We start from the raw sequence: 25,480 nt of genomic DNA on the forward strand, positions 1-25,480 counted from the left end.
CGGTGCACATCACTTATTAGACTCGATGTCGATAAGGGTCGGCGAAACCCTTGTCGACATCGCTACTCGCGAGTACGTTTCCCTGAGCCGAGCCGCCACCCGCAGGTCAGGAGGGCCTCCCATGTCCCGCGTCACCCCCGTCCCCGCCGTCGCCGCCCCCGCCCCGCGCGTGCACGACAGCCTGGTCCTGGAGCCCCGCGACGTCCGCTTCGACTGGGACCGGCTGCCGCTGCACTGGATCCCGGACGAGCCGATGGCCACCCACGTCATCAACGTCCTCCACCTGCTCCTCCCCGAGGGCGAGCGCTGGTTCGTCAAGGTGTTCAAGGAGGCGCTGCCGCTGATCCGGGACGAGCAGCTGCGCGAGGAGGTGCTCGGCTTCATCGGCCAGGAGGCCATCCACGCCGAGGCCCACCAGGAGGTCCTGGACCACCTGCTCGGCCAGGGGCTCGACCCGCGCCCGTACGTCCGGCAGGTGTCCTGGCTGTTCCGCCGGGTGCTCGGGGACAAGCCCGGCCTGACGCCCGCCCGGCGGCGCGAGAACATCATCGAACGGGTCGCCTTCGTCGCGGCGATCGAGCACTTCACCGCCTTCCTCGGCAACTGGGCGCTCAACTCCCCCGGCCTGGACCGGGCCGAGGCCGACCCGACGATGCTCGACCTGCTGCGCTGGCACGGGGCGGAGGAGGTCGAACACCGCAGCGTCGCCTTCGACCTGATGGTCCACCTCGACCCCGGCTACCTGCGCCGGGTGCGCGGCATGGCCGTCTCCGGCCCGCTGCTCGTCCACCTCTGGGTGCGCGGCGCGCGGTTCCTGCTCGCCGCCGACCCGACCCTGGACGGCCGGCTGCGGCCCAGCTGGCGCGAGGCGAAGCGGATCGCCCGCCGCGGCCTGCTGCCCGACCCGGTCACGTCGATCCGCTCGGGCCTGCGGTACCTGCGGCCCGGCTACCACCCCACCCAGGAGGGCTCCTCCAGCCAGGCCCTCGGCTACCTCGCCTCCTCCCCGGCCGCCCGCGCCGCCGCCGCCCACTGAGGGGCCGGCGCGGCGGACGGGCGGACGGTCGACCGGCCGGGGCCCCGCCCGGTCGACCCGTACCCGCACCGCCGCCTGCCGCCGCCGGCCCCACCCCGCCCCACCTGCCCCACCTGCCCGACCTGCCCGACGGAAAGGACCGAAGGAACGCCGCATGGACCTGGACACCCCACCCCCCGACCTCTACGGCCGCCCGCGCGCCGACCGGTTCATGCAGCGCCTCACCGCCTTCGGCGACGGCTACTCGTCGGCCCTCGGCAGCCCGCTGCTGCGCCGAAGCCCGCGCCGTCCGCAGAGCCGCCCGACCCCGCCGCTCCAGCTGGTGGTCGCCGCCCGCCGCGAGGTCGCCGCCGACGTCGTCGAACTGCGACTCGCCGACCCCTCCGGGGGCCCGCTCCCGGCCTGGCAGCCCGGCGCGCACCTGCGCCTGGCGCTCCCCTCCGGCCGCGAGCGCCACTACTCGCTCTGCGGGGACCCGTCCGACCGCGCCGGCTACCGGATCGCCGTCCGCCGGCTGCCGGAGGGCGGCGGCGGCTCGGTGGAGATCCACGACACCCTCCACCCGGGCACCCGGCTCACCGCCCGCCGTCCGCGCAACGGCTTCGCCTTCTGCGCCGAACCGGCCGTCCTGCTGCTGGCCGGCGGCATCGGCGTCACCCCGCTGATCCCGATGGTCCACGAGGCCCGGAGCCACGGCCTGGACTGGCAGCTCGTCCTGGTCGGCCGCTCGGCGGACACCCTCCCGTACGCGGCGGAGCTGCGCGCCCTGGACCGGCTCCGCGTCCACCTGCGCACCGACGACGAGCACGGCGTGCCCACCGGCGCCGAGCTGCTGGCCCGGGCGCCGCACGGCGCCGCCGTGTACTGCTGCGGCCCGGCCCCGATGCTGGCCGCCGTCCAGCAGGCGCTGGACGCCTCGCCCGCCGCCTCGCTGCATTTCGAACGGTTCGGAGCCGCCCCGGTCACCGACGGCGCGCCGTTCACCCTCCGGCTCGGTGCGGACGGCCCGGCGCTCGACGTCCCGGCCGACCGCTCCGCCCTGGACGTCCTCCGCGAGGCCCGCCCCGACCTGCCGTACTCCTGCCACCAGGGCTTCTGCGGCACCTGCGAGGTCCGGGTGCTGGCCGGCCGCCCCGAGCACCGGGACCGCCGCCTCAGTACCGAACAACGCGCCGCCGGCGCCCTGCTGCCCTGCGTCTCCCGGGCCGCCGAGGGCGAGACCCTCGTCCTCGACGTGTAGAAGGAGCCCCGCCGTGCCCACCAGGCCCACTGTGCCCACCAGCCCCGCTGCGCCCCGCACCCCCGCCTTCCCCTACACCGCGCACGACCTCGACCGGTTCCGGGAGACCCAGCAACTCGCCTACCACTGCGCCGAGCAGGTCGCGGCCTGGATCGAACCGGGTGTCACCGAGCGGCAGGCCACCGCCGAGCTGCGCCGCCGCCTGGTGGCGGCCGGCGTGCAGGACTTCTTCCACGTGCCGTTCGCCTGGTTCGGCGACCGGACGGCGTTCCGGCACTTCCACACCCCGCTCCAGTTCTTCGCGGGCAACCGCCGGCTGGAGGAGGGCATGCCGTACGTGCTGGACTGCGCGCCGGTCGTGGACGGCTACACCGCCGACATCGGTTACGGCGGCAAGGTCGGCGAGAACCCGGTCTGGGACCGGCTCGCCGCCGACCTCCGGGTCTACCGGGAGCTGATCCTCGCCGAAGTCCGCGCCCGCAGGCCGCTCGACGAGGTGTACGCGGCCGTCGACGCGCAGATCGAGGCGCACGGCTACGACAACCGCCACCGGGTCTACCCGGGCCGGGTGATCGGGCACCAGGTCACCCGGACGACCGCCCGCGGGCCGGCCGGGGTCAACCTCTTCGGTTTCGGGGTGCGTACACTCCAGACCCTCGGCCGGGAGCTGATCAGCGAGCGCCTGCACGGGCGCTCCCCGCTCTGGGCGGACGGCCGGTCCTCCCGGCACGCGCCGACCCCCGGCCTCTGGGCGGTGGAGCCGCACATCGGGTTCCGCTCGGTGGGGATCAAGTTCGAGGAGCTGCTCGTGGTCACCGAGGACGACGCGTACTGGCTCGACGACGACCTGCCGCACGTCCGCCGCTGGACGGCGGCGGACGTGCGGGCACAGACCCGGACGCCCGCCCTGCCGGCCCCGACCGCGACGCCCGCCCCGCCGGCCCCGACCGCCCAGGAGACGACCCGATGACGACCACCCGCCGCAGGACCGTCACCTCCGGCGGGCTGCCGCTCGCCGTCTTCGAGGAGGGCGACCCCGCTGCGCCCACCGTCCTGCTGGTGCACGGCTACCCCGACACTCACGTGGTCTGGGACGACGTCGCCGCCGACCTCGCCCGCGACCACCACGTCGTCCGCTACGACGTGCGCGGCGCCGGTGAGTCGGGCGTCCCCGCCACTCGCGAGGGCTACCGGCTGGAGCAGCTCGCCGCCGACCTCTTCGCGGTCGCCGACGCCGTCAGCCCGGACCGCCCGGTGCACGTGGTCGCCCACGACTGGGGCTCGTTGCAGTCCTGGGAGGCCGTCACCACGCCGGGCGCCGAGCAGCGGCTCGCCTCCTACACCACCATGTCCGGCCCTTGCCTGGACCACATGGGGCACTGGCTGCGGGACCGCTACCGCCGCCCCACCCCGCGCCACCTGCGGCAGCTGCTCTCCCAGGGCGTTCACTCCTGGTACATCACCGCCTTCCACCTGCCCTACCTCGCCCCGGGGATCTGGCGGCTCGGCCTGGCCCGCGCCTGGGGCCGGGTGCTGCGGGACCTGGAGGAGGTCACCCCGCGCCCCGGCCACCCGCAGCCCACCCTGCGGCGGGACGCGGTGCGCGGCATCGAGCTGTACCGGGCCAACATGCGGCCCGCACTGCGCCACCCGCGGGAGCGGCCCACCGAGGTGCCGGTCCAGCTGATCACCCTGACCAAGGACCACTACGTGGGCGAGTACCTCTCCGAGGGGCTGGAGCGCTGGGTGCCCGACCTGACCCGCCGTTCGCTGCACGCCACCCACTGGTCCGCCCTGCTGGAGAAGGGGACCGCCGTGGCCGGCATGGTCCGAGGGTTCACCGCCACCGTCGACGCCGGTCAGCACGCCGACCGGGCCGGCCTCGGCCCGCTGGTCGTCGTCACCGGCGGCGGCAGCGGCATCGGCCGGGCCACCGCCCTGGCCTTCGCCGAGGACGGCGCCCGGGTCGTGGTCTGCGACCTCGACCTCGACGCGGCCCGGCGCACCGCCGAACTCGCCACGCTGATCGGCCCGCCGGCCCACGCCTACCGGGTCGACGTCAGCGACGGCGCGGCCGTCGACGCCTTCGCGGAGGCGGTCGCCGCCGCGCACGGCGTCCCCGACGTGGTGGTCAACAACGCGGGCATCGGGCACTCCGGGACGTTCCTGCAGACCACCGAGAAGGAGTGGCAGCGCGTCCTGGACGTCAACCTCTGGGGCGTCATCCACGGCTGCCGCGCCTTCGGCACCCTGATGGCCGACCGCGGCGCCGGCGGGCACATCGTCAACCTCGCCTCGGCCGCCGCCTACCTCCCGTCGAAGGCGCTCACCGCCTACGCGACCAGCAAGGCCGCGGTGTTCATGCTCTCGGACTGCCTGCGCGCCGAGCTGGCCGGCCACGGCATCGGCGTCTCCACCATCTGCCCCGGCATCGTCAACACCAACATCACCCGCACCTCCACCTTCTCCGCCACCAGCGCCACCGAGCAGGCCGCGAAGCAGGCCCGCGCCGCCAGGCTGTACGCCCGCCGCGGCTTCCCGCCCGAGAAGGTCGCCGCCGCGATCCTCGACGCCGTCCGCACCGGCCGGCCGGTCGTCCCGGTGACCCCGGAGGCGAAGGTCGCCCGCTTCCTCAGCCGCCTCTCCCCGGGCCTGCTCCGCCTGGCGGCCCGCCTCAACGTGACCTGAGGGAGCGGCCCGTGGGCCTGTGGCATCGAATACCCTGGAAACCGATGTCGCAGGCCCGCGCTGCTCCCGGAGGCCGGCCGTGACCCGTACCGTGACAGACGTCAACGCCGAACTGCCGGCCGAGGCCGCCGAGATCCTCGGGACGTCGGCCGAGGTGGCGACCGTCAGTGCCGTCCTTGAGGACGCGGTCAAGCGCCGCAAGGGCCGGGATTTCCTGTCCTGGCTCGCGAAGGGCGGCCTGCCCGACCTCACCGGACCGGTGGACAGCAGCGACTGGGCGTTTCCTGATCGACAAGTCGGCTTTCGCGCCGTCCCACCCGCCGGAGGGTGCGCGGCCCCGAGGAAGGGTGATCCTTCCGCCGGCTCCTCGCTTCCCCGTGCAATCCCGACAACAGGTGTCGGGATTGCACGGCAGTATCGGTCGTGCCGGAGGACGCACGACGGAGGGACACGACATGGCACAGCCGCTCAAGGGCAAGGTCGCACTGGTGGCCGGGGCGACCCGGGGGGCCGGGCGGGGGATCGCGGTGCAGCTGGGGGCCGCGGGAGCGACCGTCTACACGACCGGGCGCAGCGCCGGGGGCCACCGCTCGGAGTACGGGCGGGCCGAGACCCTGGAGGAGACGGCGGCGCTGGTGACGGCGGCCGGCGGGCACGGCATCGCCGTGCGGGCCGACCACCTGGTGCCCGCCGAGGTGGCCGCCGTGGCGGAGCGGATCGGCGCCGAGCAGGGCGGCCTGGACATCCTGGTCAACGACATCTGGGGCGGCGAGCAGCTCTTCGAGTGGGAGGTCCCGGTCTGGGAGCACGACCTGGACAACGGGTTGCGCCTGCTGCGCCTCGCCGTGGAGACGCACGCGATCACCAGCCACCACCTGCTGCCGCTGCTGCTGCGCCGGCCGGGCGGGCTGGTGGTGGAGATGACGGACGGCACTGCGGAGTACAACACCACCCGGTACCGGAACTCCTTCTTCTACGACCTCGCCAAGTCCTCCGTGCTGCGGATGGCCTTCGCGCTCGGGCACGAGCTCGGCCCGCGCGGGGCGACGGCGCTCGCGCTGACGCCGGGGTGGCTGCGCTCGGAGATGATGCTGGAGCACTTCGAGGTCACCGAGGAGACGTGGCGCGACGCGACGGTGCGCCAGCCGGACTTCGGTATCTCGGAGTCGCCCGCGTACGTCGGCCGCGCGGTGGTAGCGCTGGCCGCCGATCCGGCGGTGGCGCGGTTCAACGGCACGTCGACGTCCAGCGGCGCCCTGGCGAAGGAGTACGGCTTCACCGATCTGGACGGCAGCCGCCCGGACGCCTGGCGCTACCTGGTGGACGCGGAGCGGACGGACGGCCCGCCGGACCCGGCCGGCTACCGCTGACCGGCGCCCGGCCGGCTACCGCCGACCGGCGTCGGGCGGGCCGTACAGGGCCGCCGTCCTGGCCGCCGCCTCCGCCAACCGGCGCCGCAGCGCGAGCGGTTCGAGGAGTTCGGCCTCCGGGCCGAGTCGGAGCAGCTCGTCGTAGGCGACCTCCGGCGACTCCACCGGGAGCCGGACGGTGACCCATCCGTGGCCGTCCGGCTCTCCGGCGGTCGCGAGCGCCTGCCGGGCGGCGGTCGGCTCCAGCAGGTGGGGGAGCCGGGCGGCGCCGAGCGGGCTGAGCCGGACCAGGACACTCTCCCGCAGCAGCGAGCGGGCGAACTCCTCCGCCTTGGCCTCCCAGTACCGGGCGAGGTCGAACGCGTCGTCGCGCTCGAAGCGGTGCTCCAGTGGCTCGGCCTCCTCCAGCCGGTCGACCCGGTACACCCGGGCGCCGCCGCCGCCGCCGGCGTCGGGGTCGGGGTCGGCGTCCTCCGGCCGGGCCACCAGGTACCAGGTGCCCGCCTTGAGCACCAGGCCGTACGGCCGCAGCGTCCGTTCGACGGCCCGGCCGCCCCGCCGGTAGCGGGCCCGCAGCAGCCGCTCGCCCCACACGGCCCGGGAGACCTCGGTGAGCAGCGGTGGCGGCGGGGCGGTGCGGAACCAGCCGGGGGCGTCCAGGTGGAACCGCCGGACGCCGGCCGCGGGCGCCCCGCCGAGCTCGGTGAGCACCTTCAGCCGGGCGGCCAGCGCCGGGCCTTCGAGGCCCATGTCGCCCAGCGGGCCGGGGAGTCCGGCGAGCAGCAGCACCTCGGCCTCGGCCCGGTCGAGGCCGGTCAGCCGGGTGCGGTAGCCGTCCAGCAGCCGGTAGCCGCCGGCCCGGCCCCGGTCGGCGTAGACCGGTACGCCGGCTTCGGCGAGCGCCAGCACGTCCCGTTGGACGGTGCGCTCGGACACCTCCAGCTCCGCGGCCAGCTCGGCCCCGGTCATGCTCCGCCGCGCCTGGAGCAGCAACAACAGCGAGATCGCGCGCGCCGCCCGCATCCGCACCCACCTCCTCGGTCGAGGTGATCGTAGGGCAGGCCGTTCGGGCGCGCCGTGGCCGATCCGGGCGGGGCTTCTGTTACCCAGGAGGTCCGTCACCGCCCGCCCACGAAGGAGCCCCCCATGGCCACCGGCACCGTGCAGTCCTACCACCCGAACCACGGCTACGGCCTGATCACGCCCGACGAGGAGGGCCCCGCGCTGTACGTGTACTTCGACTCGATCGTGGGGGAGGGGGACCGCGCCCTCGCCGAGGGGCAGCGGGTGGAGTTCGACCCGACCGAGCAGGAGGGCCGCCGGGTGGCCGAGCGGGTCCGCCCGCTGTAGTGCCGCCCGCGCCCCACCGCGCCGCCGGCCCCGCGCCCGCGCCCCACCGCGCCCCCGGCCCTGCGTACGATGAGGGCCCATGGAGATGACGACCGCACTGTGGTCCTTCGCCCTCGTCGTGGGGCTGCTCACCCTCACCCCGGGGCTCGACACCGCCCTCGTGCTGCGCACCTCGGCACTCGGGCACCGGCGGCAGGCGTGGGGCGTGGTGCTCGGCATCCAGACCGGCACGCTGATCTGGGGCACCCTCACCTCGGCCGGGGTGACGGCGCTGCTGACCGCCTCCCAGCTGGCGTACGAGGTGGTGCGCTGGGCCGGTGCGGCCTACCTGGTCTGGATGGGCATCGGCATGCTCCGCAGCCGCGGCGGCGGGGCCGAGCCGGCGGAGGAGCCGTCCGACGGCGGCCTGGCGTACGGCTGGCGGCGCGGCACGCTGACCAATCTGCTCAACCCCAAGGTCGGCGTCTTCTACGTGGCGGTGCTGCCGCAGTTCATCCCGGCCGCGGCGCCGCACTTCGCCGCCGGTGTGGCGCTGACCTGCGTGCACGTGGTGGAGGGGCTGCTCTGGTCGGTGGTGCTGGTGGGCTTCGCGCAGGTGCTGCGCGGCTGGCTGCGCAGGCCGGCCGCCCGCCGGCTGATGGACCGGGTGACGGGCGTCGTGGTGGTCGGCTTCGGACTGCGGCTGGCGGTCTCGGACTGAGCGTCCGGCCTGCCGGCCCGCGGGCGTCGGCGGCTCAGATCTCCAGCAGGGCACGCATGATCGGTGTTCCTTCCCCGGGCCCGGGCGAGCCCGCGGGGCGGGTCCTGAACTCCAGCGTCCCGCCGTCGCGGTGGCGGCGCAATGTCACCCGGCTGGTGGTGCCGGGTTGGCTGCGGGGGCTCGGTGGGGGCTGCACTGGAGTCGGCGGACCCCACCGAGCAGGAGCAGCCCCATGGCGATCATCGCAGCGTTCGAACTCCCCGGCGTCGGCCAGGCCCAGTACGAGGAGGCGGTGGACCGACTGACCGGCGGTGCCGGGCTGAACACGCCGTCGGACTGGCCGGTGCGGGGGCTGGTGCTGCACGCTGCGGGCCCGACGCCGGACGGCGGCTGGCACATCACCGACGTCTGGGAGTCCCGGGAGGCCTTCGAGCACTTCGCGGCGGTGCTGATGCCGATCCTCCAGGAGGTCGGCATCCCGACCACCCCGCCGCTGATCTGCGAGGCCCACAGCATCGTCACCTGACAGCCCGGCCGGACCGCGGCCCGGCCGGGGAGGGCCCGGGGCTCAGGCCGCGTGCGACGCGGCGTGCCCGGCGCCGTCGGTGTCCTCGGCCCGGGCGAGGTCGTGGTGGATCGGTCCGTTCCCGGTGCTCAGCGGCAGGCACCTGCCGCCGCGCCGGTGCGCGACGATCTCGGCGGCGACCGAGACGGCCGTCTCCTCGGGCGTGCGGGCCCCGAGGTCGAGGCCGATCGGCGAGCGCAGCCGGCCGATCTCGGCGTCGCTCAGGCCGACCTCGCGCAGCCGGGCGTTGCGGTCGCGGTGGGTGCGCCGCGAGCCCATCGCGCCGACGTAGCCGACCGGCAGCCGCAGCGCCCGTTCCAGCAGCGGGATGTCGAACTTGGCGTCGTGGGTGAGCACGCAGAGCACGGTGCGGCCGTCGATCCGGTCGAGCTGGGAGTCCAGGTAGCGGTGCGGCCAGTCGACGACGACCTGGTCGGCCTCCGGGAAGCGCCGCGCGGTCGCGAACACCGGACGGGCGTCGCAGACGGTGACGTGGTAGCCGAGGAACTTGCCGATCCGCACCACGGCGGCGGCGAAGTCGATCGCGCCGAACACCAGCATCCGCGGCGCGGGCACGTAGGCCTCGACGAAGACGGTGACGGTGCCCTGCTCCCGCTCGTCGCACGGGCGGCCGTCCAGGCCGAGGACGACCTTGCCGGTGCGGCCGGCGTCCAGCATGGCGCGGGCCTCGGCGACGACGGCGCGTTCCAGCCCGGCCACCGTGGTCGGTGCGGGGGAGAGGGCGCCGTGGTGGGTGTCGGCGGTGACGGCGACGGTGGCGCCGACGAGGTCGCCGGGGCCGGCGATCACCCGGGCGAGGGCGACCGGGGTGCCGGAGGCGATGTAGGTGATGCCCGCGTCGAGCGCGGGGTCGGCGCCGGGGACGACCGGCTGGACGAAGACGTCCAGGATGCCGCCGCAGGTCAGGCCGACGGCGAAGGCGTCCTCGTCGCTGTAGCCGAAGCGTTCGAGCACCGGCTCGCCGGATTCGATGGCGGCCTGGCAGAGCTCGTAGACCGCGCCCTCGACGCAGCCGCCGGAGACGCTGCCGATCGCCTCGCCGGCCGTGTCGACGGCGAGCGCCGCCCCCGGGTCGCGCGGCGCGCTGCCGGAGACGCCGACCACGGTGGCCACGGCGAAGGAGCGGCCGGCCGCGTGCCAGGCCTGCAGCTGCTCGGCGATGTCCTGCATGTCGGGGGCTCCTTACGAGGGGCGGTGGAACGGGTGGGGCCGCCGTACGGGAGAACGACTCCCGTACGGCGGCGGTACCGCTAGTGGGCGCCCAGCCAGGACTTGACCGGAGTGAGGGCGAAGTAGACCACGAAGACCGCGGTCAGGATCCACATCAGCACACCGGGCTCGCGCCACTTGCCGGTGCCGGCCTTGATGGTCACGTAGGAGATGACGCCGGCGGCGACACCCGCGGTGATGTTGTACGTGAACGGCATCAGGACGCAGGTGAGGAAGGCCGGGATGGCGACCTCGCGGTCCGACCAGTCGATGTGGCGGGCCTGGCTCATCATCATCGAGCCGATGACGACGAGGGCGGCGGAGGCGACCTCGACCGGGACGATGCCGGCGAGCGGCGAGAAGAACAGCATCAGGGCGAAGAGCGCGCCGGTGACGGTCGAGGCGAGGCCGGTCCGGGCGCCGTCGCCGACGCCGGTGGCGGACTCCACGAAGACGGTCTGCCCGGAGGCGCCGGCCAGGCCGCCGACCGCGCCGCCGGCACCGTCGATGAACAGGGCCTTGGAGAGGCCGGGCATCCGGCCCTGCTTGTCGGCGAGGCCCGCCTCGGTGCCGACGCCGATGATGGTGGCCATCGCGTCGAAGAAGCCGGCCAGGACGAGGGTGAAGACCGCGACGGAGGCGCTGATGGCGCCCATGCCCTGGCTGCCGAAGGCGCCGAACAGGTCGACCTTGCCGAAGAGGCCGAAGTCGGGGGCGGCGACGGGGCTGCCGGGCCACTCCGGGATCGAGCTGGCCCAGGTGTGCTCGGGCAGGTCGACCACGGCGTTGACGACGAAGGCCAGCGCGGTGCCGCCGGCGATGCCGATGAGGATGGCGCCGCGGATCTTGCGGGCGAGCAGGACGAAGATCGTCAGGAGGGTGACGGCGAAGATCAGGACGGGCCAGCCGACGAGCTCGCCCTTGGGGCCGAGCGACACGGGCGGGCCGTACGGGTCCGGGCCGTGGTGCACGAAGCCGGCCTTGACCAGGCCGATCAGCGCCACGAAGAGGCCGATGCCGATGGTGATGGCGTGCTTGAGCGGCAGGGGTATGCCGTCCATGATCTTCTGCCGGAGGCCGGAGACGACCAGGAGCACGATCAGCAGGCCGTAGACGATGCACAGACCCATGGCCTGCGGCCAGGTGGTGTTCGGCACGACGATCGCGGAGACCGCGCCGGAGACCGAGAGGCCGGCGGCCAGCGCCAGCGGGACGTTGCCGATCACACCCATGAGGATGGTGGTGACGGCCGCCGCCAGCGCGGTGGCGGTGGTCAGCTGGGAATGGTCGAGCTTGAAGCCGGTCTTGTCGGCGCCGCCGAGCAGGATCGGGTTGAGCAGGACGATGTAGGCCATCGCCATGAAGGTGGTGAGACCACCGCGGAGCTCATTGGCGATCGTCGATCCCCGTGCGGAGACCTTGAAGTACGCGTCCAGCGCGTTCTTCGGCGGTGCGACCGGGGCGGACGTGGGGGCGTCGTCCTCGGTGGGTCTGTCTTCAGTGGTGCCGGGCTCCGTGGGGATCCTGGTCATGTCCACTCCCAAGTGTCAAAGGGGGTTGGGGTGGGCGAGCCGACCTGACAGCCAGTCAACGAAGTTGGCACAGGGGGACGATTCGACTCACTGGTTGCACTCTGTGGCAGTGCCTGCGGTGCGTAGGTGGTGCGCACCGCTGCAGAACCCCGGCGTGGGAGAGGCAGCGGGAGGATGCGTTCGCGTTGTTTCGTGTGGTGCTTCGTGTGGTGCTTCAGGTGGTGCATCGGTGGTGCTCTTCACTGCGAGTCACTGCGAGGGTGGAACGGCCCCGGGGCGGCGGGGCTGTGCCCGACCTTCCTTGCTTGCGCTCGGAGAGGACGATCGCCGCCCCGGGGAGGTGTGCGGCCGGGGTTAGAGCGCCCCGGGGGTCTCGGTGGTCAGGTGCTCGGGCCGGACCGGGATCCGGGTGAGCGCCAGGCCGGTGGCGTTGCGGATGGCGGCCACGATCGACGGCGTCGCCGACACGGTCGGGGCCTCGCCGACGCCGCGGAGCCCGTAGGGGGCGTGCGGGTCGGGGAGTTCGAGGATCTCCACCGGGATCGGCGGGGTGTCCAGGATGGTGGGGATCAGGTAGTCGGTGAAGGACGCGTTGCGCACCTTCCCGTCCTTGACCACGATCTCCTCCATCACGGCCAGGCCGAGCGCCTGGGTGCAGCCGCCCTGGATCTGGCCGACCACGGAGAGCGGGTTGAGCGCCTTGCCGACGTCCTGGACGGCGGTCAGCTCGACCACCTTCACGAGGCCCAGCTCGACGTCCACGTCGACCACCGCGCGGTTGGCGCAGAAGGTGTACTGGACGTGGCCGAAGCCCTGCCCGGTCTCCTTGTCGAACGGGACGGTCGGGCGGTGGTGGTGCTCGCGGGTGAGGTCGATCGCCTCGTCGCCGAGCAGGTCCACCATGGAGACCAGCGCGCCGCCGGAGGCGGAGACGACCTTGCCGCCGGACAGCGTCAGGTCCTTCTGGGTCCAGCCGTAGCGCCGGCGGCCCTTCTCGATCAGCGCCTGCTTGACCGCCTCGGCGGCGAGCTTCACCGCTCCGCCGGTCATGTAGGTCTGGCGCGAGGCGGAGGTCGAACCCGCCGAGCCGACCTCGGTGTTGGCCGGGTGGATGGTGACCTGCTCGACGCCCAGCTCGGTGCGGGCGATCTGGGCGTGCACGGTGACGCCGCCCTGGCCGACCTCCGCCATCGCGGTGTGCACCATGGCGACCGGCTCGCCGCCGATCACCTCCAGGCGCACCCGGGCGGTGGAGTAGTCGTCGAAGCCCTCGGAGAAGCCGACGTTCTTGATGCCGACCGAGTAGCCGACGCCGCGCACGATGCCCTCGCCGTGCGAGGTGTTCGAGAGCGCGCCGGGCAGCTGGCGGACGTCCAGGTGGTCGACGTCCAGCGGCGGCGGGAGCGGGCGGTCCTTGACCCGCTGGAGCAGCTCGGCGACCGGGGCCGGCGAGTCGATCTGCTGGCCGGTGGGCATGTAGTCGCCCTCGGACATCGCGTTCAGCTGGCGCAGCTCGACCGGGTCGATGCCGAGCTCGGCGGCGAGCCGGTCCATCTGCGTCTCGTAGCCGAACGCGGCCTGGACGGCGCCGAAGCCGCGCATCGCGCCGCAGGACGGGTTGTTGCTGTAGAGCGCGATGGCGTGCATCTTGACGTTCGGGATCACGTACGGGCCGTGTCCGAGCGAGGCGGCGTTGCCGACCACGGCGGGCGAGGCGGAGGCGTAGGCGCCGCCGTCCAGCACGATCCGGCAGTCGGCGAAGACCAGCTTGCCGTCGCGGGTGGCGCCGTGCTCGTAGGTCATCTTCGCCGGGTGGCGGTGCACGTGGCCGTAGAACGACTCGTCCCGGGCGTAGACGATCTTGACCGGCTTGCCGGTGCGCTGGGCGAGCAGGCAGGCGTGGATCTGCATCGAGATGTCCTCGCGGCCGCCGAAGGCGCCGCCGACGCCGGCCAGCGTGAGGCGGACCTTCTCCTCCGGCAGGCCCAGCACGGGGGCCATCTGCTGGCGGTCCACGTGCAGCCACTGGGTGGCGATGTAGAGGTCGATGCCGCCGTCCTCGGCCGGCACGGCGAGGCCGGACTCCGGGCCGAGGAAGGCCTGGTCCTGCATGCCGACCTCGTAGCTGCCCTTGACGATGACGTCCGCGAGCGCCCGCACCTCGTCGGTCACGCCGAGGCCGGAGACCAGCTTCTGCTCGTGGCAGATGTTGTCGTAGCCGTGCGACTTGAACTCGTGCGGCTCGTGCACGTAGCCGTGCGTCTGCGGGTCGAGGCACTGCTCCTCGGTGGTGATCGGGGTGAGCACCTCGTACTCGACCTTGATCTTCTTCACCGCGCGGCGGGCCGTCTCCGGGTGGTCGGCCGCGACCAGCGCGATCGCCTCACCGTGGTAGCGGACCTTGTCGATCGCCAGGGCCGGCTGGTCCTGGATCTCCAGGCCGTAGAACTTCGTGCCCGGGATGTCCTCGTGGGTGAGGACGGCGTACACGCCCGGCACCTTGAGGGCGTCGGAGATGTCCACCGAGAGGATGTTGGCCCGGGGGTGCGGCGAGCGCAGCGCCATACCCCACAGCATGTCCTCGTGCCACATGTCCGACGAGTACGCGAACTCGCCCTTGACCTTCAGGTTGCCGTCCGGGCGCAGCGGCGAACCGCCGATCCCGTCCTTGCTCGCCTGGTTGATGTTCTGGAGGTTCTTCTGCCCCTGGATGGTGCGAGCACTCATTCGGCAGTCCCCTTACCGGCGCACTTGCGGGCGGAAGCCAGCCGCACCGCGTCCATGATCTTCTCGTAGCCCGTGCAGCGGCAGAGGTTGCCGGAGAGCGCCTCGCGGATGTCGTTGTCGCTCGGCTGGGCGTCCTTGTCCAGCAGCGCGTCGGTCTGCACGAGCAGGCCGGGCGTGCAGAAGCCGCACTGGACGGCGCCGGCGTCGATGAACGCCTGCTGGACGAGGCCCAGCTCGCCGTTCTCCTCGGCCAGGCCCTCGACGGTGCGGACCTCGCGGTCCTGCACCTGACCGGCCGCGACCAGGCAGGAACAGACCGGCACGCCGTCCAGGTAGACGGTGCAGGAGCCGCACTCGCCCTGCTCGCAGGCGTTCTTCGAACCCGGGAGGCCGACCCGCTCGCGCAGCACGTAGAGCAGGCTCTCGCCCTCCCAGACGTCGTCGGCCTCGACCGGCTTGCCGTTGGCGGTGAAAGTGACCCTCATGCCGCGCTCCTGATCTGCTTGCTGTAGTCGTTCCAACACCAGGTGAGCGTGCGGCGGGCCATCACGGCCAGCGAGTGCCGCCGGTAGTCGGCGGTGCCGCGCACGTCGTCGATGGGGGAGGCCGCGGCCTTCACCAGCTCACCGAACCGCTGGATCACCTCGGCGCCCAGCAGATCGCCGGACTCCCAGAGACCGCGCTCGGCGAGCACGCCCTGCAGGTACTCCTCGGCCTCGACGGCGCGGCGCGGCGTGGGCGCGGCCGAACCGATGCCGGTGCCGACGGTGCCGTTCTTCGGGTGGAGGGCGAACCCGAAGGCGCAGACCGCGATCACCATCGCGTTGCGGGTGCCGATCTTCGAGAACTGCTGCGGGCCGTCCGCGACCGGGATGTGCACCGCCCGGATGAGTTCGTCCGACTCCAGGCTGTTGCGCTTCACGCCGACGTAGAACTCGTCGATCGGGATCATCCGGGTGCCGCGGACCGAGGCGGCCTCGACGAGGACGTCGCGGCCGGCCGCCAGCAGCGCGGGGTGCGCGTCACCGGCCGGGGAGGCGCCGCCGAGGTTGCCGCCGACGCCGCCGCGGTTGCGGATCTGCGGCGAGCCGACGGTGTGGGACGCCAGCGCGAGGCCGGGCAGCGGGCCGGAGAGCTCGTTGATGATCCTGCTGTACGGGACGGAGGCACCGAGCCGGACGACGCTGCCGTCGTTCGACCATTCGGTGAGCTCGGTGATGCGGTTCAGGTCGAGAATCGCGGATGGCCGGTGTACGTCGAAGTTCATCTCGACCATGACGTCCGTACCGCCCGAGATGGGCAGCGCGGTCGGGTACTCAGCCTTCACCGCGAGTGCCTCGTCCCAGGTAGCGGGCCGAAGGAACTCCATGCGGGTGTCTCCTCAAGTCGTTGCCGGCCGGACGGTGGGCACAGTGCCCGCCCTCGGTGTTCGGACTCTGCTACTGCTTCTTCGCCTTCACGTCGTGTCCTGGTCACCTCGGTGTGTCCGGCGGCTTGTGGCCAGTGAACCGCTGTGACGGGGCCCACTGGGAGTCACCGATGGCATGAAGCCCCGGCTGTGGTCCTGCCCGGCATCCTGTACGTTCCTCTAAGGCGGACAATCTCGCAGCCCAGCCGTTCACCGGGCGCTACCTACGACCGTAATCCGGCCGTGATTGCCGAGCTACGGACCCGTGATCCGGGCGGCCGTCGGTACGTAACACCGAGCACAGATGTTCGGGCACACTGTCTCCCCGGCCCCGAGCGCTCGGGCCCCCTCACCCTCACCCCAGCCCGATAGGAGTCCCGGATGCGTGTCCGCGACCTGCTCGCCCCCGGAGCCCCGCGACTGCGCCTGCTCGCGGCCGAGGAAGAACTGGACCGGCAGGTCAGCGGTGTCATGACCACGGACCTGCACGACCCCGGCCGCTACCTGCACGGCGGCGAGCTGGTGCTCACCGGCATGCTCTGGCGCACCGCGCCGGCCGACTCCGAGCGGTTCGTGCGGACCATCGTGGCCGGCGGCGCCGTTGCCCTCGCGGCGGGCGAGGCCGAGGTCGGGCCCGTCCCCGAGGACCTCGTCGAGGCGTGTCGGCGCCACCGGATGCCCCTGTTGGCGGTACCCGACGACATCGCTTTCGGGACGGTCACCGAGTTCATCGGCCGGCAGGTCTCGGCCGACCGCGCCGCCGACCTGGCCGCCCTGGTCGACCGCCACCGGCTGCTCGTCTCCGCGGCCGGCGGCGGCGGCCTCGACGCCGTCCTCGACCTGCTCGGCGGCGACCTCGACCTCGACTGCTGGGTGCTCACCCCCACCGCCGCGGTGATCGCCGGCCCCGCCGACCGGCTCTCCACCGAGGAGCGCGACCAGCTGATCCGCGCCCACCTCGGCGCCCAGCGCCAGCGCCGCCGGCCGCCGCATCGCGCCCGGCTGGCCACCGGCCCGTACTCGCTGCTGCCCGCCGCGGCCGTCCCCGACGCCGAGTCGCCGCTCGCCGACTGGGTCCTCGTGGTCGCCGGCGACGTCACCGAATGGAGCACCAAGCGCCAGCAGCTCGCCGAGAACCTGGCCCGGCTGGTGGCCGCCGAGCGGCAGCGCCGGGACGAGGGCCGCCGGCTGCGCCGCCGCCTCGCCTCCGAGGTGCTCACCCTGCTCCAGCGCGACGCCGACCCGGCGGAGATCAGCCGGGCACTGTACGCCTCCTCCGCGATGGCCGCCCGCTACGAGAGCGTCGAGCCCAAACCACAGGCGGCGGACGGCACTTGGCTGGTGCTCAGCGCCGAGGGGACGGGGCTGCCCGAGGGCGTCGTCCGGGCGGTCCTGGAGGAGGCGCTGGGCGCGGCCACCGACCGCGCGCTGGTCGCCGGGGCCGGCACCGGCGCCGTCGTGGTGCTGCCCGCGCTGGACAGCGCGGTGCCCGCCGACACCCTGCGCGAACTGCTCGCCCCGCTGGAGGCCGGCCTCGGCTCGGAGGGGCGGATCACCCTCGGCGTCTCCGCCCCCGCCTCCGAGGCCGGCGGCCTGCGGGGCGCCCTGGAGGAGGCCCGGCACGCCCGCCGGATCGCCGCCGCCCGGGTCGGCCGGGTCTGCGTGGCCGGTCCGGAGGAGCTCGCCTCGCACGTGCTGCTGCTCGCCGCCGTCCCGGACGAGGTCCGCCGGGCCTTCCGCAGCCGGCTGCTGGACAAGGTGATCGGCTACGACATCGAGCACCAGGCGGACCTCGTCCGCACCCTGGAGGCGTTCCTCCGTTCGGACGGCTCGTGGACGCGCTGCGCCGCGCAGCTCCACGTGCACGTGAACACGCTGCGGTACCGGATCGGCCGGATCGAGGAGCTGACCGGCCGTGACCTCTCCCGCCTGGAGGACCGGGTGGACTTCTACCTGGCCCTCGAACTGGCCTGAGCGCCGGCCTGGGCGCCGGCCTGGGCGCGGGCCCGAGCGGTCACCGGCCCGGTCCGACGCGGGCGCCCTGACGCGGAACGGCCCGCCGCGTTCGCGGCGGGCCGTTCCGTACCGAGCGCCGTTCCGTCCCGAGCGTCCTTCCGTACCGAGGGTGCTCAGGGCTGAGAGGTGCTCAGGGCTGGACGGGGATCACGCTGGTGATCCACTCGAAGACGCCCGGCACCATGTTCTTCCAGACGTCGCTGGAGTGCGGCCCGGTGGTCTCCTGGACCTGCACGGTGGTCGGCGCCTTCGCGGCCGCGGCGATCGCCTGGCCGTCCTCGTAGCCGTCGCCCTTGTTGCCGGAGATGTAGAGCGCGACCTTCGGCGGCTGGGCGGCGGCCTTCACGATGGCGACCGGGTTGTTGGCCTCGCGCAGCTTCGGGTCCTTGCCGACCAGCGAGTCCTTCTCGGTCGCGGGGTCGTTGTAGCCGGAGAGGCTGACGCCGGCCCGGTAGCGGTTCGGGTGCGCCAGCGACAGCTTGGTGGCGCAGTGGGCGCCGGCCGAGTAGCCGGCGACCGCCCAGCGGTCCGGGGACGGGTCGGCGCGGAAGTTGTCCAGCACCATCTGCGGGACGTCGCGGGTCAGCCAGGTGTCGGCGTTGACCTTGCCGGGCACGTCGGTGCAGCCGGCGTCGGTGCTGTTGCCCAGCAGCAGGGTGCGCGGCGAGACCAGGATGAACGGGGCGACCTTGCCCTGCTGCATCAGCGGCTTGAGCTGCTCGGAGACCCGCAGGGTGCCGTACCAGGTGGAGGAAGAGCCCGGGAAGCCGGGGATCAGCTCGACGACGGGGAACTTGCGGTCCTTGAACGCCGGGTCGTGGTACTGCGGCGGCAGCCAGACCAGCACCTCGCCGTCGACGCCGGACAGCTGGCCCTTGAGGTCGGTCTTCTGGACGTCGTTCGGCACCTTCGGGTCGTCCACGCCCCGGAACTGCTGCGTCGCCCGGGGCGCCTTGGCGTCGCCGCCCGACTGGGCACCGCCGGCCGTGCCTGCGGCACCCGGCTCGGCCGGCGGCACCTGGGGCACCGCGCGGACGTGGTTGCCGGTGCCGAGCAGGTCGTCCCAGCTGCCGTAGATCAGGTTGGCGTTGTTGACCATGACGAAGACCATCAGCACGGCCGTGACCTGGCAGAACACGATCATCGCGAGCCTGGACAGGATCCGCACCGGCCGGGGCCCGCGTGCCCTGCTCCAGAGCAGCAGGGCCACCGCGATGGAGATCGGCACGAGGACGACCGTGCAGAGGAGGAAGGGCGTACCTGTCAGTTGCATCAAGTTCTCGTATCCGGGTTCAGAGCCGCTCCGGGCCCCACTCGCCCGAAACGCGCTCCCATGGCATCGGACGGCCTGGAACGGGGATCGGTTGCCGTCCGAATCTGTGCGGAACCTGAGAGGAACATCACGTTTCCGTGATGATCCCTTTTCGGGTCCGCCATAGTCTGCCACCCTGGCGGGCCCTGGCCGGACCACCGCCCAGCCGACTCCCAGGATTGCCCCCGACAGGGCACGATACCGCCCGGACGGACCCGGGCGGCGGGCGAGGCGGTGCAATACCGCGCAGAGCGGGCAGCGAGACTATGGGGATGAGCACAACCCGCTTTCGCCCTTCCCGCCGGATCCGGCCCCTCTGCGCGGCGCTGGTCCTGCTGGCCACCGTCGCCGCCTGCAGCAGTACCGGAGGCCTCCGCGCCGAGCAGGCCCGCGCCAAGGCCGCGGCCGCCGCCGGCGGCAGCGCCGTCACCACCCCGCGCTGGAAGGTCGCCATGGTGACCCATGCGGGCGCCGGCGACGCCTTCTGGGACACCGTGCGCAAGGGCGCCGAGCAGGCCGCCGCCAAGGACAACATCACCTTCCTGTACTCCAACGACGCGCAGACCCAGAACCAGGTCCAGCTCGTCCAGGCCGCCATCGACCAGAAGGTCGACGGCCTGCTGGTCACCCTCGCCAAGGGCGACGCCCTGGGCGACGTGCTCGGCAAGGCCAAGGCCGCCGGCATCCCCGTGATCACCATCAACTCCGGCCAGGAGTTCTCCGCGAAGTTCGGCGCGCTCACCCACATCGGCCAGGACGAGTCCACCGCCGGCCAGGCGGCCGGCACCGAGCTCGTGACCCGCGGCCGCAAGAACGTGCTCTGCGTGATCCACGAGCAGGGCAACGTCGGCCAGGAGCAGCGCTGCGCCGGCGCCCGGTCGACGGCCGGCGGCGCCTTCCAGCTGCTCTACGTGGACGGCGTCAACATGCCCGACGCGCGTGCCGCCGTCGCCGCCAAGCTCCAGGCCGACCCGGCCATCGACACCGTGCTCACCCTCTCCGGCCCGATGGCCGCCACCGGTCTCCAGGCGATCCAGGACGCCCGCCGCAGCGTCGAGCTGGACACCTTCGACCTGGGCCAGGCGGTGGTGGCCGGCCTCAAGGCCGGCAGCGTCGGCTTCGCCGTCGACCAGCAGCCCTACCTCCAGGGCTACGAGGGCGTCGACCTGCTCTGGCTCTACCGCTCCAACCTCGACATGCTCGGCGGCGGGAAGCCGGTGCTGACCGGCCCGCAGATCCTCACCAAGGACGACGCCGACGCGCTCGCCGAGTACGTCGCCAGGGGGACGCGTTGAGCACTCCGGACGTCCTCGCCCAGGACCGCCCGGCCGCGCTGCGGCGGCTCCTCGCCCGGCCCGAGCTGGGCGCCCTGATCGCCGCCGCGGCGGTCTTCCTGATCTTCGCCGCGGTCGCCGAACCGTTCCTGCAGGTGTCCTCGCTGGGCACCGTGCTCTACGCCGCCTCCACCATCGGGATCATGGCCGTCCCGGTCTCGCTGCTGATGATCGGCGGCGAGTTCGACCTGTCGGCCGGCGTGCTGGTCACCACCGCGGCGCTCACCTCGTCCATGGTCAGCTACCAGCTCACCGCCGTCACCTGGGTCGGCGTGCTGGTCTCGCTGGTCGTCACGCTGGCCGTCGGCCTCTTCAACGGCTGGATGCTCGGCCGCACCAAGCTGCCCAGCTTCATCGTCACCCTGGGCACCTTCCTGATGCTCACCGGCGCCAACCTCGGCGTCACCAAGCTCGTCACCGGCACCGTCTCCACCAAGCCGATCGCCGACATGCAGGGGTTCGCCTCCTGCCGCTGGCTGTTCGCCTCCGAGGTCACCGTCGGCGGCCTGACGATCAAGGCCACCGTGTGGTGGTGGCTCGGCCTGCTGCTGGCCGGCAGCTGGGTGCTGCTGCGCACCCGCTTCGGCAACTGGATCTTCGCGGTCGGCGGCGACGCGGCCGCGGCCCGCGCGGTCGGCGTGCCGGTGGCCCGGACCAAGACCGTGCTCTACCTCGGCGTCGGCTTCGGCGCCTGGGTGCTCGGCCAGCACCTGCTGTTCTCCTTCGGCACCGTGCAGTCCGGCGAGGGCGTCGGCAACGAGCTGATCTACATCGTGGCGGCCGTCATCGGCGGTTGCCTGATCACCGGCGGCTACGGGTCGGTGGTCGGCTCCGCGCTCGGCGCGCTGATCTTCGGCATGGTCGGCAAGGGCATCATCTACGCCCAGTGGAACCCCGACTGGTTCAAGTTCTTCCTGGGCGCGATGCTGCTGCTGGCCGCCCTGCTGAACTCCTGGGTCAAGTACCGCGCCGAGAGGGGACCGCGATGACCGAGCTGCTCGCCCTCGAAGGCGTCGGCAAGACCTACGGCACCGTCCGCGCGCTGCAGGACGTCTCGCTGCGCCTGGCGGCCGGTGAGATCAGCTGCGTGCTGGGCGACAACGGCGCCGGCAAGTCCACCCTGATCAAGATCATCGCCGGGCTGCACCGGCACGACGAGGGCACCTTCACCGTCCGCGGCGAGGAGGTCCGGTTCGACTCCCCGCGCCAGGCCCTCGACCGGGGCATCGCCACCGTCTACCAGGATCTCGCCGTGGTGCCGCTGATGCCGGTCTGGCGGAACTTCTTCCTCGGCTCCGAACAGGGCCACAAGCGCTGGGGCGGCCTGCGGCTCGACGCCGACGGCATGCGCGCCACCACCCGCGAGGCGCTCGCCCGGATGGGCATCGACCTGCACGACGTCGACCGCCCGATCGGCACCCTCTCCGGCGGCCAGCGCCAGTGCGTGGCGATCGCGCGCGCCGTGCACTTCGGCGCCGAGGTGCTGATCCTGGACGAGCCGACCGCCGCCCTCGGCGTCAAGCAGTCCGGCGTCGTGCTCAAGTACGTCACCGCCGCCCGCGACGCCGGCCTCGGCGTCGTGCTGATCACCCACAACCCGCACCACGCCTACCTGGTCGGCGACCACTTCACCCTGCTCAAGCGGGGCCGGATGGCCGGCAGCCACCCCCGGGCGGAGATCGGCCTCGCCGAGCTCACCACCGAGATGGCCGGCGGCTCCGACCTCGCCGAGCTCTCGCACGAGCTCGGCCGGCCCGCCGCCCCCGACCCCCGTGAGGAGCGCCCGCAGCCGTGACCACCCCCAACCCCGGCACCCGGCCGCCGGTCCTGCCCAATCTGCTCGGCCTCGGCCTCGGGCCGCGCGCCGAACGCCGCCGCCGCTCGCTGCCGGCGAGCCTGCTGCGGCTGCCCACCATCGGCGTCGACATCGGCGGCACCAAGGTCGTCGCGGGTGTGGTGGACGGCGAGGGCACCGTCCTGGAGAAGCTGCGGACCGACACGCCCGACAAGAGCAAGAGCCCCAAGGTGGTCGAGGACGTCATCGTCGAGCTGGTGCTCCAGCTCGCCGACCGGCACGACGTCCACGCCGTCGGCGTGGGTGCGGCCGGCTGGGTCGACGCCGAGCGCTCCACGGTGCTCTTCGCGCCGCACCTGAACTGGCGCGGCGAGCCGCTCCGCGACGCGCTCAGCGAGCGGCTGAGGTTCCCGGTGATCGTCGAGAACGACGCCAACGCCGCCGCCTGGGCCGAGTGGCGGTTCGGCGCCGGGCGCGGCGAGGACCACATGGTGATGCTCACCCTCGGCACCGGGATCGGCGGCGCCGTCGTCCGCGACGGCTACGTCGACCGCGGCAAGTACGGGCTGGCCGGGGAGTTCGGGCACATGCAGGTGGTGCCGGGCGGCCACCGCTGCCCCTGCGGCAACCGGGGCTGCTGGGAGCAGTACTCCTCCGGCAACGCGCTGGTCCGCGACGCCCGCGAACTGGTCGCCGAGGAGTCCCCGGTGGTCCAGCCGCTGCTGGCCCGGGCCGGCGGCACCGTCGACGGCATCACCGGCCCGCTCGTCACCGAGGCGGCCCGGGACGGCGACCCGACCGCCACCGAGCTGCTGTACGAGGTCGGGACGTGGCTGGGCGTCGGCATCGCCAACCTGGCGGCCGCCCTCGACCCCGGCCGCTTCGTGATCGGCGGCGGCGTCTCGGAGGCCGGCGACCTCCTGCTCGCCCCGGCCCGCGACACCTTCCGCCGGACGCTCACCGGCCGCGGGTTCCGCCCCGAGGCCACCATCGTGCACGCCGCCCTCGGCAACGAGGCGGGCCTGGTCGGCGCCGCGGACCTCGCCCGGCAGGTCGCCCGCCGCTTCCGCACCATCAAGCGCCGCCGGGTCGAACGCGCGGTGCCCTAGGGCCGACAGCGCCGCCACCGGACGCCGGACCGGCCTCCGGTGGCGGGTGCCCGTTGCGTGAACTACGCGTCGGTAGCACGGTGGCCCTGTTGTCGCGGCCATGCCTCCTGTGAAACAACGGAGTTGACGTCGACTCAGGAGGCCTCCGGATGAGAGTTCTGCCCCGCATCGCCCCACCGCTCCTGCTTGCCACCGCCCTGGTCTGCTCCGCCGCGGGCCCGGCCGGCGCGGCGCAGCCACCGCCCAAGGTGCCGGAGGCGGTGGGCTGGGGCGGCGCGGTGGCCAGCGTGGACGCCGATGCGACGGCGGCCGGCATCGAGGTGCTCCGCAAGGGCGGGAACGCGGTGGACGCCGCGGTGGCCGTCGCCGCGGCGCTCGGCGTCACCGAGCCGTACTCGGCCGGGATCGGCGGCGGCGGGTACTTCGTCTACTACGACCACGACACCGGGCGGGTCTCCACCATCGACGGCCGGGAGGTCGCCTCCCGGACGGCCGACCAGGGGCTCTTCCTGGAGGACGGCCGGCCGCTGCCCTTCGCCGACGCCGTCACCAGCGGGCTCTCGGTCGGCGTGCCCGGCTCCTCGGCCACCTGGGAGACGGCCGTCCGGCTCTGGGGCAAGCGGTCCTTCGCCGACGCCCTGGGGCCCGCGCAGCGGATCGCCGAGCAGGGCTTCACCGTCGACAAGACCTTCCAGGACCAGACCGCGCTCAACCAGGCCCGGTTCAAGGACTTCCCCGACACCGCGAAGCTCTTCCTGCCCGGCGGCGCCCTCCCCGTGGTCGGCTCGACCTTCCGCAACCCCGACCTGGCCGCCACCTACCGCCAGCTCGGCCGGGAGGGCACCGCCGCGCTCTACCGGGGGGACCTCGGCGCCGACATCGTCCGGGCCGTCCAGCACCCGCCGGTGGACCCGGCCTCCGGGCGCAACGCCCGCCCCGGCAAGGTGGACGCCACCGACCTGGCCGACTACCAGGTCCGCCGGCAGCAGCCCACCCACGTGGCCTACCGCGACTACGACCTCTACTCGATCGCCCCGTCCAGCTCCGGCGGCACCACCGTCGGCGAGGCGCTGGGCATCCTGGAGGACGGCGAGGTCGGCCGCTACGACGGCACGCAGTACTACCACCACTTCCTGGACGCCAGCCGGATCGCCTTCGCCGACCGCAACCGCTGGGTCGGCGACCCGGCGTTCAACGACGTGCCGACCAAGGAACTGCTCTCCGCGCGGTACGCGGCCTCCCGGGCCTGCCTGATCAGCCCCGACCGGGCGCTCGCCAGCCCGCTCGCCCCCGGCGACCCGCGCCACCCGCAGGCCTGCGCGAGCGCCGGCCCCGCGCCCGCCGCCGAACCCTACGAGGGGCTCAGCACCAGCCACCTGACGGTGGCCGACCGCTGGGGCAACGTCGTCTCCTACACGCTCACCCTGGAGCAGACCGGCGGCAGCGGCATCACCGTGCCGGGCCGCGGCTTCCTGCTCAACAACGAGCTCACCGACTTCAACTTCACCCCGCTGGTGCCCGGCGTGCCCGATCCCAACCTGCCCGGCCCCGGCAAGCGCCCGCGCTCCTCGCTCTCGCCGACCATCGTGCTGCGCGACGGCGAGCCCGTCCTCGCGGCCGGCTCGCCCGGCGGCGCGACCATCATCACCACCACGCTCCAGGTGCTGCTCGGCCGCCTCGACCGGGGCCTGAGCCTGGAGCAGGCGATCGCCGCGCCCCGCGCCAGCCAGCGCAACACGGCCGCCACCCAGGCCGAGCCGGCCTTCCTGGACCTGCCGGAGCGGGCCCGGCTGGAGGCGCTCGGCCACGTCTTCACGAGCACGCCCGAGATCGGCGCCGCGACCGGCGTCGAGCGGCTGCCCGACGGCCGCTGGGTCGCGGCTGCCGAGCCGGTGCGGCGCGGCGGCGGCGCGGCGGCGGTGGTGCGGCCCGCGCCCTGATCCGGCGCGGCCCGGCGTCGCCCCCGGGCCGGCGGCGCCGCGGCCGGCCGGGTTTGTCGGTGCCGTTCGGTAGATTCGAGGTGGGCGTCCCAGGCCGTGCCGGGGCCGCCCACCCGTCGTCCGAACCA

The 25,480-nt window shown here is 73.6% G+C and carries 21 protein-coding genes; 14 read left to right on the forward strand and 7 right to left on the reverse strand.

The window, feature by feature from the left end; all coding sequences use genetic code 11:
• Positions 1–121: 121 nt before the first annotated feature.
• The 5 genes from OH807_RS34005 (at position 122) to OH807_RS34025 (ending at position 6,334) form a co-directional block, all read left to right on the forward strand.
• Complete coding sequence (locus OH807_RS34005; protein ID WP_406206993.1) at positions 122–1,036, forward strand: metal-dependent hydrolase; 915 nt, start codon at positions 122–124, stop codon at positions 1,034–1,036.
• A 154-nt stretch (positions 1,037–1,190) separates the two neighbouring features.
• A complete protein-coding gene (locus tag OH807_RS34010; RefSeq protein WP_406206996.1) occupies positions 1,191–2,276 on the forward strand; it encodes a PDR/VanB family oxidoreductase in 1,086 nt (361 codons plus the stop codon).
• A 13-nt stretch (positions 2,277–2,289) separates the two neighbouring features.
• Positions 2,290–3,246: a M24 family metallopeptidase gene (locus OH807_RS34015; RefSeq protein WP_406206999.1), complete on the forward strand. Its 957-nt coding sequence runs from the start codon at positions 2,290–2,292 to the stop codon at positions 3,244–3,246.
• Positions 3,243–4,964: an SDR family oxidoreductase gene (locus OH807_RS34020; RefSeq protein ID WP_406207002.1), complete on the forward strand. Its 1,722-nt coding sequence runs from the start codon at positions 3,243–3,245 to the stop codon at positions 4,962–4,964. The genes OH807_RS34015 and OH807_RS34020 overlap by 4 nt, the downstream gene beginning before the upstream one ends.
• A gap of 455 nt (positions 4,965–5,419) precedes the next feature.
• Positions 5,420–6,334: an SDR family oxidoreductase gene (locus OH807_RS34025; protein WP_406207005.1), complete on the forward strand. Its 915-nt coding sequence runs from the start codon at positions 5,420–5,422 to the stop codon at positions 6,332–6,334.
• A 15-nt stretch (positions 6,335–6,349) separates the two neighbouring features.
• On the opposite strand, the gene OH807_RS34030 is transcribed toward OH807_RS34025, so the two are convergent.
• Positions 6,350–7,357 carry a helix-turn-helix transcriptional regulator gene (locus tag OH807_RS34030; protein ID WP_406207008.1) on the reverse strand — a complete coding sequence of 336 codons (1,008 nt, stop codon included), beginning with the start codon at positions 7,355–7,357 and terminating at the stop codon, positions 6,350–6,352.
• Between the two features lie 123 nt (positions 7,358–7,480).
• On the opposite strand from OH807_RS34030, the gene OH807_RS34035 reads away from it, so the two are divergent.
• From OH807_RS34035 to OH807_RS34045, 3 genes are all read left to right on the forward strand, one after another.
• A complete protein-coding gene (locus tag OH807_RS34035; RefSeq protein ID WP_406207011.1) occupies positions 7,481–7,684 on the forward strand; it encodes a cold-shock protein in 204 nt (67 codons plus the stop codon).
• Positions 7,685–7,763: 79 nt separating this feature from the next.
• On the forward strand, positions 7,764–8,384 hold the full coding sequence (locus tag OH807_RS34040) for a LysE family translocator (protein ID WP_406207014.1): 621 nt from the start codon (positions 7,764–7,766) through the stop codon (positions 8,382–8,384).
• Positions 8,385–8,616: 232 nt separating this feature from the next.
• Positions 8,617–8,910, forward strand: coding sequence for a hypothetical protein (locus OH807_RS34045; RefSeq protein WP_406207017.1), 294 nt, complete (start codon positions 8,617–8,619; stop codon positions 8,908–8,910).
• Between the two features lie 42 nt (positions 8,911–8,952).
• Here OH807_RS34045 and OH807_RS34050 read toward each other — a convergent pair whose 3' ends face one another.
• The 5 genes from OH807_RS34050 to OH807_RS34070 form a co-directional block, all read right to left on the reverse strand.
• A complete protein-coding gene (locus tag OH807_RS34050) occupies positions 8,953–10,140 on the reverse strand; it encodes an XdhC family protein (RefSeq protein ID WP_406207020.1) in 1,188 nt (395 codons plus the stop codon).
• Positions 10,141–10,220: 80 nt separating this feature from the next.
• Positions 10,221–11,711 carry an NCS2 family permease gene (locus tag OH807_RS34055; RefSeq protein ID WP_406207023.1) on the reverse strand — a complete coding sequence of 497 codons (1,491 nt, stop codon included), beginning with the start codon at positions 11,709–11,711 and terminating at the stop codon, positions 10,221–10,223.
• A 354-nt stretch (positions 11,712–12,065) separates the two neighbouring features.
• A complete protein-coding gene (gene pucD, locus OH807_RS34060; protein WP_406207026.1) occupies positions 12,066–14,438 on the reverse strand; it encodes a xanthine dehydrogenase subunit D in 2,373 nt (790 codons plus the stop codon).
• Positions 14,435–14,923 (reverse strand): (2Fe-2S)-binding protein, encoded by a 489-nt coding sequence (locus tag OH807_RS34065; protein WP_406207028.1) that lies wholly within the window; start codon positions 14,921–14,923, stop codon positions 14,435–14,437. Before OH807_RS34065 ends, pucD begins: the two co-directional genes overlap by 4 nt.
• Complete coding sequence (locus tag OH807_RS34070) at positions 14,920–15,807, reverse strand: FAD binding domain-containing protein (RefSeq protein WP_406207030.1); 888 nt, start codon at positions 15,805–15,807, stop codon at positions 14,920–14,922. Before OH807_RS34070 ends, OH807_RS34065 begins: the two co-directional genes overlap by 4 nt.
• A 420-nt stretch (positions 15,808–16,227) precedes the next feature.
• Here OH807_RS34070 and OH807_RS34075 point away from each other — a divergent pair, with 420 nt between their 5' ends.
• Positions 16,228–17,820 (forward strand): PucR family transcriptional regulator, encoded by a 1,593-nt coding sequence (locus OH807_RS34075; protein WP_406207032.1) that lies wholly within the window; start codon positions 16,228–16,230, stop codon positions 17,818–17,820.
• 172 nt (positions 17,821–17,992) lie between these two features.
• On the opposite strand, the gene OH807_RS34080 is transcribed toward OH807_RS34075, so the two are convergent.
• Positions 17,993–19,135 (reverse strand): alpha/beta hydrolase, encoded by a 1,143-nt coding sequence (locus tag OH807_RS34080; protein ID WP_406207034.1) that lies wholly within the window; start codon positions 19,133–19,135, stop codon positions 17,993–17,995.
• Positions 19,136–19,446: 311 nt separating this feature from the next.
• On the opposite strand from OH807_RS34080, the gene OH807_RS34085 reads away from it, so the two are divergent.
• The 5 genes from OH807_RS34085 to ggt all read left to right on the forward strand — a co-directional run bounded on the left by OH807_RS34085 (position 19,447) and on the right by ggt (position 25,352).
• The gene (locus tag OH807_RS34085; RefSeq protein ID WP_406207036.1) at positions 19,447–20,469 is read left to right on the forward strand and encodes a sugar ABC transporter substrate-binding protein; all 1,023 of its coding nucleotides are present in this window, start codon (positions 19,447–19,449) and stop codon (positions 20,467–20,469) included.
• Positions 20,466–21,497 (forward strand): ABC transporter permease, encoded by a 1,032-nt coding sequence (locus tag OH807_RS34090; protein ID WP_406207039.1) that lies wholly within the window; start codon positions 20,466–20,468, stop codon positions 21,495–21,497. The genes OH807_RS34085 and OH807_RS34090 overlap by 4 nt, the downstream gene beginning before the upstream one ends.
• Complete coding sequence (locus OH807_RS34095) at positions 21,494–22,303, forward strand: ATP-binding cassette domain-containing protein (protein WP_406207041.1); 810 nt, start codon at positions 21,494–21,496, stop codon at positions 22,301–22,303. Before OH807_RS34090 ends, OH807_RS34095 begins: the two co-directional genes overlap by 4 nt.
• Positions 22,300–23,412, forward strand: coding sequence for an ROK family glucokinase (locus OH807_RS34100; protein ID WP_406207044.1), 1,113 nt, complete (start codon positions 22,300–22,302; stop codon positions 23,410–23,412). The genes OH807_RS34095 and OH807_RS34100 overlap by 4 nt, the downstream gene beginning before the upstream one ends.
• A gap of 149 nt (positions 23,413–23,561) precedes the next feature.
• The gene (gene ggt, locus OH807_RS34105) at positions 23,562–25,352 is read left to right on the forward strand and encodes a gamma-glutamyltransferase (RefSeq protein ID WP_406207045.1); all 1,791 of its coding nucleotides are present in this window, start codon (positions 23,562–23,564) and stop codon (positions 25,350–25,352) included.
• The last annotated feature ends 128 nt before the right edge of the window (positions 25,353–25,480 follow it).

The organism is Kitasatospora sp. NBC_01560 (assembly GCF_045208415.1).
Classification (GTDB): Bacteria; Actinomycetota; Actinomycetes; order Streptomycetales; family Streptomycetaceae; genus Kitasatospora.